At 75.1% G+C, this 9423-nt stretch carries 8 protein-coding genes; 2 read left to right on the top strand and 6 right to left on the bottom strand.

Annotated features, from left to right (window positions below):
* Window positions 1-157: 157 nt before the first annotated feature.
* Both ABZU46_RS29135 and ABZU46_RS29130 read right to left on the bottom strand, forming a co-directional pair.
* Window positions 158-928, bottom strand: a complete 771-nt coding sequence (locus ABZU46_RS29135; protein ID WP_354862756.1) for a DUF5995 family protein — start codon at window positions 926-928, stop codon at window positions 158-160.
* 133 nt (window positions 929-1061) lie between these two features.
* Window positions 1062-3959 carry an AAA family ATPase gene (locus ABZU46_RS29130; protein ID WP_354862755.1) on the bottom strand — a complete coding sequence of 966 codons (2898 nt, stop codon included), beginning with the start codon at window positions 3957-3959 and terminating at the stop codon, window positions 1062-1064.
* 192 nt (window positions 3960-4151) lie between these two features.
* On the opposite strand from ABZU46_RS29130, the gene ABZU46_RS29125 reads away from it, so the two are divergent.
* On the top strand, window positions 4152-6407 hold the full coding sequence (locus ABZU46_RS29125; RefSeq protein WP_354862754.1) for an adenylate/guanylate cyclase domain-containing protein: 2256 nt from the start codon (window positions 4152-4154) through the stop codon (window positions 6405-6407).
* Between the two features lie 4 nt (window positions 6408-6411).
* Here the strand turns inward: ABZU46_RS29125 and ABZU46_RS29120 are convergent, their stop codons facing one another.
* A complete protein-coding gene (locus ABZU46_RS29120; protein ID WP_354862752.1) occupies window positions 6412-6957 on the bottom strand; it encodes a YciI family protein in 546 nt (181 codons plus the stop codon).
* Window positions 6958-7016: 59 nt separating this feature from the next.
* Window positions 7017-7835, bottom strand: coding sequence for a class I SAM-dependent methyltransferase (locus ABZU46_RS29115; protein ID WP_354862750.1), 819 nt, complete (start codon window positions 7833-7835; stop codon window positions 7017-7019).
* A 21-nt stretch (window positions 7836-7856) separates the two neighbouring features.
* Between ABZU46_RS29115 and ABZU46_RS29110 the strand changes: the two genes are divergently transcribed.
* Window positions 7857-8054, top strand: a complete 198-nt coding sequence (locus tag ABZU46_RS29110; RefSeq protein ID WP_354862749.1) for a hypothetical protein — start codon at window positions 7857-7859, stop codon at window positions 8052-8054.
* A 23-nt stretch (window positions 8055-8077) separates the two neighbouring features.
* Here the strand turns inward: ABZU46_RS29110 and ABZU46_RS29105 are convergent, their stop codons facing one another.
* Both ABZU46_RS29105 and ABZU46_RS29100 read right to left on the bottom strand, forming a co-directional pair.
* Window positions 8078-8644, bottom strand: coding sequence for a dienelactone hydrolase family protein (locus ABZU46_RS29105; protein ID WP_354862748.1), 567 nt, complete (start codon window positions 8642-8644; stop codon window positions 8078-8080).
* A 55-nt stretch (window positions 8645-8699) separates the two neighbouring features.
* The coding region (locus ABZU46_RS29100; RefSeq protein WP_354862746.1) for a nucleotide disphospho-sugar-binding domain-containing protein at window positions 8700-9423 on the bottom strand (724 nt) is incomplete at its 5' end.

Raw genomic sequence — 9423 nt, 5'->3', positions numbered from 1 at the left:
ACGACGGCAGACGGTCGACACCCCCCGAGCCGACCGGCTGACTCCCCGCCGCCGCCGGTGAACACCGGTCGACCCGCGGGTGGTGGAGCTGGTGGGGCGGACGCGCCCCCGCGCTCCGCCGCCCCCACGGGCGGAGCGCGGGGACCCCCCGTCCCGGCTACTGCAGGAACGCCCCGAGGGGCGAGAGCAGCAACCGGCCGAGCGCCGCGGCGTTGTCGTCCAACCGCGTGCGCTCACACTCGCGGGCGTCCGGATCGTGCCGGCACCGCCAGATCTTCTGCGCGTTGCGCCAGGCGACATCGCGGGTGTACTCGACCAGTTCCCCCTGGTACCAGTCGTCGATGTCGCCGTTGAGCATGTCGATGAGCAGCTGCCACCGCTCCAGATAGCCTCGGCGCAGGCCGGGGATCTTGTCCGCGAAGATGTTGTTGATCTCCAGGTAGTCGTGGTGCTGGTCGGTGCCGTCGACCGGCTCCGACTCCAGGTGGTCGAACGTCGTCACCAACGCGAACGGCAGATCGAAGTTGATGTGCGCGTTCACACCTGCCGCCGCCGACGGCAACGGGCGAGCGTCCGGCCCGCGCATCCGCGAGAACAGACACGACCACGCCTTCGGCGTGCCGGGGCTGGAGTCGGTCCACAGCCGCAGGGCGTCGAAGTAGCGGGCCGCGAACTCGACATCCAGCCGGGAGAGGAACACCGGGTCGACGAAACGGTCGTCGTACAGACCGTCCAGCACGCTGCTGGTGATCGTCAGGTAGAGCTTGTTGAAGTCGGCGAGCGGGCAGCTCGCCTCCAGCGGCGGCAGCCGCACCAGCATGTCCTGGAGCTTGGTGAGGTGATCGACCACCGCTGGCACGTCCGCCGGATGGTCGGCCAGCAGGTCGACGATGTCCCGGTGCACGGGCCCCCAGACGGGTTCGGTCATCTCTCCTCCATTGTGGTCGTGACGCCCCCGTGACGCCGTCGACGGGCCTCAGCCTCTCAGCCGAGGGCCGCCGCCGGGATCAGTAGAACGACGTATCCGGCGCGCACACGCGCCGGGATACGTACCGGTGCCGTCAGCCGCGGGAGTTGCGCAGCATGATCGCGCTGGCCTGGACGCGGGTGCGGACCTGGAGTTTGTCGAAGATGTGCGACACGTGCACACCGATGGTCCGCTCGCTGATGAACAGCCGCTGCCCGATCTCCTTGTTGGTCAACCCCTCGGCGACGAGCGCGAGCACCTCCCGCTCGCGCGCGGTGAGGGCAGCCAACTCGTCGCCGACCGGCTCGGCCGACGCGGCGGCGCGCGCGCCGTCGGCGTCGCGCTCCTGCAGCGACACCCGGGCCCGCCCCGCCAACTCCCGGATCTCCGAGGTCAACGGCACCGCGCCCAACCCCTGCGCCACTCCGTACGCCTCCCGCAGGAGCTTGCCCGCGGTGGCCACCCGACTGCGCCGGGCCAGCAGAGCCTCCGCCTGCCGCAGGCGGGAGTACGCCGCCGGATAGGGGTGGTTACGCCGGTCCCACTCGGCGACCGAGGTGGCCCACAGCTCCGGGTCGCTGCCGTTGAGGCGGCTCACCTCGGCGGCGCACAGGGCCAGGAAGCCCTCCACCACAGAGCGCACCGGTCGGGCCGCTCCGGCGCTCTTGCGGGCCATCCGGTCGGCGACGTCCCGCAGCCGGCGTACGGCCGTCGGGTCCACGTCCACGGTGCGGCTGGAGTGCGCCTCCGCCTCGGCGCGCAGCCCGTGCCAGACCAGGGCGGACAGGATCATCACGTCGTCGGAGCGGCTCTCGGTGAGGCCGCGCTGGACCGCCAGCCGCGCCACGTCGTGCCGACCCTCCCACATCGCCAACCCGGACCGCAGGGTGAGCAGCGGGATGACGTGGCGCGCCCCACCGCCGGCGAGCAGGGTCGCCACCGCGTCGAGGTCCCGACCGGCGGCCTCGATGTCGCCGTAGCCCACCGAGAGCCGGCATCGGGCGAGCAGCAACTCGACGGCGTCCGCGCCGGACGGTCGGTGCCGCAGGGCCACGGCGACCACCTTCTCCGCCTCGGCCCACTGGCCCACCCGGAACAGCCCGTTGATGGCGATGGCCAGCAGTCGGGTGCCCCAGGTGCGGCCCAACCCCAGCTCGGCCACCCGCTCGGCGCCCCGCCGTGCCACCACCACGCCCTCTTCGAGGATGTTCAGCGGCCCGGTCAGCAGCTCCGCCAGGTGCAGGTAGGCGCAGGCCACGTCCTCGGGCTGGCCGGCGCGCTCGGCGGTGTCGAGGGCGTCGCGCATGACCGCCAGACCGGCGTCCGGGTCTTCCAGAAAGGCGTCGCTGAAGCCCAGTGCCGAGCTGGCCAGCACGACCTCGGTGGCGGAACCCTCCGCGTTCTCGGCCAGCGCCAGCGCCTCCCGCGCCCGCTCGCCGGCGTCGGCGTAGCGGCCCAGGTGCAGCAACAGCTCGGCCAGCCGCGCGGCGGCGGCGGCCCGGTCTCGCGGCGAGCAGTCCGCCGCCTCCAGCGCCCGCTCGTACTCCTCCTCGGCGAGCGCCGAGCGCCCCGCGGCGGCCAGGTACCGGGCCCGGCGGATGTGCAGCGCGCAGCTCGGAGCGCCACCCTGTACGGCGGCCAACTCCTCCAGCAGGGCCAACGCGCGGGCGTGCTCCCCACAGTGGTGGGCCGCCTCGGCGGCGTTGCCGAGCAGCTCGATCCGGTCCACCTCCAGCGAGCCGGAGTCGCCGGCCAGGTGCAACGCCGCCGTCCAGTGGCGGTGCGCCTCGGCGTAACCGTGCAGCCGCTCAGCCTCCTGCGCGGCGGCCACCGCCGCCGGCAACGCCCGCGCCGGCTCGCCGGCCAGCCGCCAGTGATGCGCCAGCCGGGCCTGGTGCAGCTCGCCCGGCGCCGCGGTCAGCGCCTCGGCGTAGCGGCGGTGCAGCCCGGAGCGTTCGGCCGGCAGCAGCTCGTGCGCCAGCACCTCGGCGACGAGGCGGTGCCGCAGCCGGTAGCCGTCGTCGGCGCCGACCAGCAGCCGGTGCGCGACCGCGGCGCGTGCGGCGTCGATCAGCTCGTCCTCGGGCAGCCGCAACACCTCGGCCAGCAGCCAGTGCTGCACGGGCTCGACGCCCGCCGCCACCGCGTGCACCACGGCGTGCGCGTGCTGCGGCAGCGCGTCGACCCGGTCGAGGAAGATCTCGCGCAGCGTCTCGGACAGCCCGTCCCGCCCGTCGCGCAGGTCGCGGGCCAACTCCTCGATGACGAACGGGTTGCCGCCGCTGCGCTGCCACACCTGCTCGGCCGCGTCGGGCGGAAGCGCCCGGCCGACCACCGCGGCGGCGAGCTGCTCGGTGCCGGCGCGGTCCAGCGGGGACAGGTCGAGCACCCGGACCGTCCGCAGCCGGCGCAGCTCGGTGAGCACCCGGCGCAGCGGGTGCGCGCCCTGCAACGATTCGGCCCGCACCGCGGCCAGCACCGAGAGCTGGAGGTCACCGAGACCGGCCAGCAGATAGAGCAGGAGCTGGCGGGTGCTGCGGTCGACCCACTGGAGGTCGTCCAGGATCAGCACCAGCGGTCGCCCCTCGGCGATCAGGTGCAGGCCCCTGGAGACGCGTTCCAGCAGGGCGCCCGCGCCGTCCGGGCCGCCCGTCTCGTCGGCGAACATCTGCAACAGCCCGCGCACCGCCGAGGAGGTGCGCGCCTGCGCCGCGGACAGGTCCCCGTCGAAACGCCGCAGCGCCTGCAGCAACGGGTGCAGCGGCGAGGCGTCGCCGATGTCCAGGCAACTGCCGGTCAGCACCAATGCGCCCTGGTCGCGCAATCGGGCACCGATCTCACCGAGGAGGCGGGTCTTGCCCACACCGCTCTCACCGGTGAGGAAGACGGCGGCCGTCTGCCCCTGTGCCACGTCACCAAGCAGCGCCGACCGAACCGTCTGCACCAGCTCGGCCCGGCCCACGAGCGGTGCGGTGTCCACATCGCTGGCCATGGGACGCAGCCTAATCACACGCCCCCGTACCGTTCTACGGCCATCTGCCGCTTGTGGTACTCCTCGCGTCGACATTGCGACTAAAGGTTGCGGGTGGCCGACATACGTCGTTCTGCCGATCCCCCGTCAGCCCAGGAATGCCAATCTCCGAGGGTCGTCAGCCATCAGCGGGGGAAGGACCGGTGCGCACCCATGATCACTATCGTCGCCGACACGCAGCGGACCGACCGCCCACACTGGCCGGTGGCCGAGGAGAGACGGACGGTCACCGTGCTGTTCGCCGACATCGTCGGCTCCACCGCACTGGTCGACCGGCTCGACCCGGAGGACGTCCGGGCGCTGCAACGGGCGTACTTCGACACGGTCGCCTCCGTGCTGCGCCGCTGGCACGGCGTGGTCGAGAAGTACGTCGGCGACGCGGTGATGGCGCTGTTCGGGGCGCGACACTCCGACGGCTTCGACGCGTACCGGGCGGTGCGGGCGGGGCTGGAGATCCAGGCCGCGCTGGATCGCCGGCCGATCCTCGGCGACATCACCCTGCGGGTGCGCGTCGGGGTCGCCACCGGCGAGGCGGTGGTCGACCTGGGCGACGCGGTCAGCGGCGGCCACGGCGTGGCCAGCGGCGCGGTGATCACCACCGCGGCCCGCCTGCAGGAGTACGCCGCACCCGGCGCCGTCGCGCTGTGCGCCGCCACGGCGCGGGCCACCGCCGGTCTCATCGTGCAGCGTCAACTGGCGCCGGTGCCGGTCGCCGGCCGGGTACCGCCGATGCCGGTGTGGCATGCCGCCGGCCTGGCGCGACCGGGCGCCGACCGACACGACGGCCCGCTGATCGGGCGACGTCGCGAACTGGCCAGCATCACCGACCAGGTGACCCGGGCGCTGCACGAGCGCGAACCGCGCTGGGTGTCCCTGGTCGGCCCGAGCGGCAGCGGCCGCAGCCGACTGCTGCACGAGCTGGCCCGCGCGCTGCGCACGGTGGACGGGATGCCGGTGCGCTGGTGCGTGGTGGGCTGCCCGCCGTACCCCGACCAGGTGCTCGCGCCGGTCGCCGAGCTGGTCCGCGGCGTCGCCGGCATCCGCCACGGCGACGGCCCGGCGGCGGTCCGCGACCGCCTGACCGACGCTCTGACACCGCTGTACCCGCCGGACCGGGTCGCGGCGGCGGTGGTGGCGCTGCAATCGCTGCTGACCACCCCGGACGGTTCGGCCGAGGCGCTGGCCGCCGCGGCGGTCTGCCGGGACGTGCTGCTGCGCCTGGCCGCCCACCGACCGCTGGTCGTCGCCGTGGACGACGTGGACCGTGCCGCGCCCGTCGTGAGCCACTTCCTGCACGCGCTGTTCACCGCGGCGGCGGCACGCGGGCTGCCGCTGGCGGTGCTCACCGTGCATCAGCCGCAGTGGGCCGACACCCGACCCGGCCCGGCCCGCCGCGTGCCGATCCGTCCCCTGGCCACGGTGCAGTCCGGGCGGCTGCTGCGCCACCTGCTCACCCGGGCGGGGCAACCGGTGACCCTGGCCGACCGGCTGCTGCCACTGGTGGCGGGCCGTCCCGGCCACGCGGCGGCGTACGTGCGGTCAATCGTGGACGGCGCCGACCGGGTGACGCTCCCGCTGCCCGACGCGGTCCGCCGGGCCGTCGGCGCGGAGCTGGACCACCTCGACGGTGAACGACGGGCGGTGCTGATGGCCGCTGCCACCACCGGCGGTCCGGTCTCCGGCACTGCGGTCGACCGGGCCCTCGGTTGGGCGCCTGGCCAGTCCGCATCGGCCCTACGCGGGCTGGTCGCGGCCGGGCTGCTGCTCCCCCGGCGCGCCGACGGGTACGTGTTCGCCGCGCCCGCGCTGCGCCAGGTCGCCGCCGAGCGGTTGCCCCGCGCGTTGCGGGCCGTCTTCGGCCGCCGTGCCGCCGAAGCACCGCGCCTCGACACCGTCCGCCCGGACGCCCTCGACCCCACCTCGGTCCGTCGCGCCGCGGACCGTTCCGCCGCAGATCACCCTGTCGCGGACCGCCCAGCCGACATGGCGCGTCTCGACGCCGTTCGCTCCCGGGCTGGCCGCCTCGGCGCCGTCTTCGCGGTGGTGGCCCCGACGGTCTCATCGCGCCGCACCGAACCGCCGCACCGACGTCTCCCGACGGCGACGATGGCCACCGCACCGGCCGCGCCGAGTCGCGGGGCCATCCGCCCGGCGGGTGCCCGCCGCCTGCGCGCCGTCGCGTCCGCCAGTGACGTGCCTCCGACCCGAGCGTCCGCGACGCCGACCAACACGGGCGGGCACTGGCTTGCGGACGTGGCCCGGGCCCCGGCGACGATCCGTGCGGTGCCCACCGTGCCGGGGCCACCCGAACGCGGCGGACCCGCCGGCGTCGGCCCACCGGCCAGGGTCGTGCGCGCCGCACCTCGCCCCCCGTTGATCCACTGGCCGAACGGCCTGGCCGCCGCCTGAGGGGTCAGACCGGTCGCCCGCCGAACTGCCAGTGGTGCACCTCGACGTCGGCGTACCGCTCCACGGTCAGGATGGCGCGCGCCGCGTCCGGGGTCGGCGCCCGAACCAGCGCGGCGGTGCCGAGCCAGGTGTCGCCGTCGTCGGACAGCAGCGGCCCGTACGCGATCAGCTCGTCCCGGTCGGGCGGCACGGCCAGGTCAACGGCCGGCCCCGCGCCGAGGCCGAGCACCAGATACCGGTTGCCGCCGGTCCGACCGCCGGGAAAGTCCCACATCGTGCGGCCCAGCGTGTTGCGCCACCGGCGCAGCAGCACATCCCGGTACACGCCGGCCTGGTAGTTCGGATCGTCGAAGGCGAACGCCCGCGCGGCGCCCGGGTCGGGCACGTCGACGATGTGCACGCTGCCGGTGGCCGTGTCGCCGGACAGGGTAGGGCCACGCGCAATCATCTCCGCCGCGAACCGGTCCATGTAGGTCCAGTGCTCGGCCAGCAACTCGTCGCGCAACGTCGCCGAGTCGGGCCGGTCGCGGTGGTAACACAGGAACTCCATGCCGCCCATTCTCGACGCCGTGCCCCACCCCCCGGCGGGGCGGGCACAGCCGAGTCGTCCTACGGCACGGACGCCGAGGCCAACAGCGCGGCGGTGGGCAGCGCGAGCAGGCCGTCCGGGTCGCGGTAGGCGGCGGTCAGCTCGTCGTACGCGGCACGAATGCGGGCGATCACCGCCGGCGGCTGGGTCTCCATCAGCAGGCCGGGCCCGCTGATGCCGTTCGCCGGGCCGCTCCACCACGCCTCGGGGTCGGTGCGGTGCGCCCAGGTGATCGTCTCGCACCGCACGTCGGCGAGGCCGGGGGCGTCGAGCAACCCGGCGAACCCCTCGGGGGTACGGGGAAAGTCCCGCTCCGCGTCCACCCTCGGCATCGAGGTCGGGCGGTCGACCCCGGCAGCGTCGAAGACCTCGCCCCAGAGGCTCTGCGCCTCGGGCGGCGGGTGGGGCCAGATCGTCGCCGCGATCCGTCCGCCCGGCCGGACGACCCGTCGGAGTTCGGTGATCGCGGCCGCCGGGTCGCCCACGTGATTGATCACGAAGTTCGCCACGGCCGCGTCGAACTGCCCGGAGTCGAACGGGAGATGGGGCAGAGCCGCGAGGCTAACCTCGTCGGCGGACGGGAGCCGGCTGCGGGCCAGGTCGACCATGCTGGGCTCCGCGTCGACGGCCACCACACTGGCGCCGCGCGCGCACGCCAACCCGGCGACGGTCCCGGAACCGGTGCCGACGTCGAGCATTCGGGTTCCGGCATCGACGTGGGCGGCGTCCAACAGTGCCGGGGCGGGATGGGCGCACAGCAGCGCGAAACTGCCGTCGTACGCCGCCGCCCGCCCGGCCCAGCGCGACCGCTCGTGGTCGTCGAAGGCTGTGGTCGTCATTCCCGCACCCCCGTGAGGATCATGATTGCCGCCACGATAGCGCCCCGTCGAGGGTCCGACGGCCCCCGCCAACGCGCCGTGCTCGCGCTGCTGCTGGCGGCCCGGGGCGAGGTCGTCTCCGTCGGCCGGATGATCGAGGAGCTGGGGCGGGGTGACGCGCCACCGCGGGCGATCGTCTCTCTCTCCACTCCCCCGCGCATCGGCGCCACCACCCGCTGAACGTCGGGTGGCCCGGCCGGCGCTCAGTCGGCGGTGAGGAAGGCCAGCACCCGGGGCCAGACCTGCGCGGCGGCGTCCGGGGCGTACTCGGCGAGGTCCGGGTCGGTGAACAGGTGTCCGGCGCCGGGGTAGCGGAACACGGTCAGGTCGGCGCCGGCGTCGGTCATCGCCCGCTGCCACTCGTCGACCTCGTCCGGCGCGTCGTACGGGTCCGGGTCGGCGACGTGCAGCTGCACCGGCAACCCGGGCCGCGCCGTGTCCGGCGCGCCGCCGGTGCCGTGCAGCAGGAGCAGGCCGGCGGCGTCGGGGCGCTCGGCGAGCAGCGCCCCGGCGACGCCGGCGCCCATCGAGAAACCGGCGAGGACCGTCTGCGGCGGCAGGTCGCGCAGCGCCGCGCGGGCCCGGTCGAGCACCACCTCGTGGCCGATCTTGTCGAGCAGCGCGAAGCCCTCCTCGACGGTGTCGGCGGCCGGGACGCCGTACAAATCGGGGGCGGTGACCTGGTGCCCGGCGGCGCGCAACCGGTCGGCGGCGGCACGAACGGCCGGCCGCAGCCCGTACACGGAGTGGAACAGCACGACGTGTCGCATCAGGCCATCCTGCCGCAGCCGGGCGTGGGCGCGGCTGTGGCACGCGGGGCGGGGATCAGACCAGCGCCGTCAGCCGGGCCACCAGGGCCGTCGGCGGTGGCATCGCGGCGATCTCCTGGCTGACCTGCCCGGCGGCCGTCCGCAGGCTCTCGTCGGTGAGCAGTTGGGTCAGTGTCTGCGCGGTGATGTCGGCCGGACGCAGCGCGAGGCCGGCGCCCCGGCGGGCCACCAGCTCGGCGTTGTGCCGCCGGTCCCCCGGGCCCACCGTGGCCAGTTGCGGCAGGCCGGCGGCGAGGGCGCCGTAAACGCTGCCCGCCCCGCCGTGGTGCACCAGCGCCGCGCTCGCCGGTAACGCCTCGTCGAGCGGGATCCAGTCGACCACCCGGACGTTGCCGGGCAGCGAACGGGCCGAGCGCTCGTCGGGCCGGACCAGCACGATCTCGGCGTCCACCTGGGCCGCGGCGGCCACCACGGCGGGCATCGGGCCCCGGTCGCCGGGGCCGGTCAGGGTGCTGCGGGTGACCAGGATCCGCTGTCGCTCGCCCGGCTCGCGCAGCCAGGCCGGCAGCTCACCACCGCCCACGTAGGACGTGTAGCGCATCGGCCAGCCGGCCTGGGCGGCCACGCTGGGCGGGGCCACGGCGAGGGCGGCGGCGGGTGGCGGCAGCTCCACGAGGCCGTGCCGGCGCAGCGCGGCCCCGAGCCGGGCGGTGGTCGCGCCGACCAGGTCCCGGCCGTCGAAGAGGGTGTTCTCCTGGCGTACGGCCGGCACGTCGAGC

The organism is Micromonospora sp. NPDC005197 (assembly GCF_040608295.1).
Lineage (GTDB): Bacteria > Actinomycetota > Actinomycetes > Mycobacteriales > Micromonosporaceae > Micromonospora.
The sequence above is the reverse complement of the archived record's forward strand: the minus strand, read 5'-3'. Positions and strand labels throughout refer to the sequence as shown.

Coding starts and splice junctions, on each gene's coding strand:
- ABZU46_RS29135 (WP_354862756.1), bottom strand. CDS start 928: ATGACCGAACCCGTCTGGGGGCCCGTGCACCGGGACATCGTCGACCTG.
- ABZU46_RS29130 (WP_354862755.1), bottom strand. CDS start 3,959: ATGGCCAGCGATGTGGACACCGCACCGCTCGTGGGCCGGGCCGAGCTG.
- ABZU46_RS29125 (WP_354862754.1), top strand. CDS start 4,152: ATGATCACTATCGTCGCCGACACGCAGCGGACCGACCGCCCACACTGG.
- ABZU46_RS29120 (WP_354862752.1), bottom strand. CDS start 6,957: ATGGAGTTCCTGTGTTACCACCGCGACCGGCCCGACTCGGCGACGTTG.
- ABZU46_RS29115 (WP_354862750.1), bottom strand. CDS start 7,835: ATGACGACCACAGCCTTCGACGACCACGAGCGGTCGCGCTGGGCCGGG.
- ABZU46_RS29110 (WP_354862749.1), top strand. CDS start 7,857: ATGATTGCCGCCACGATAGCGCCCCGTCGAGGGTCCGACGGCCCCCGC.
- ABZU46_RS29105 (WP_354862748.1), bottom strand. CDS start 8,644: ATGCGACACGTCGTGCTGTTCCACTCCGTGTACGGGCTGCGGCCGGCC.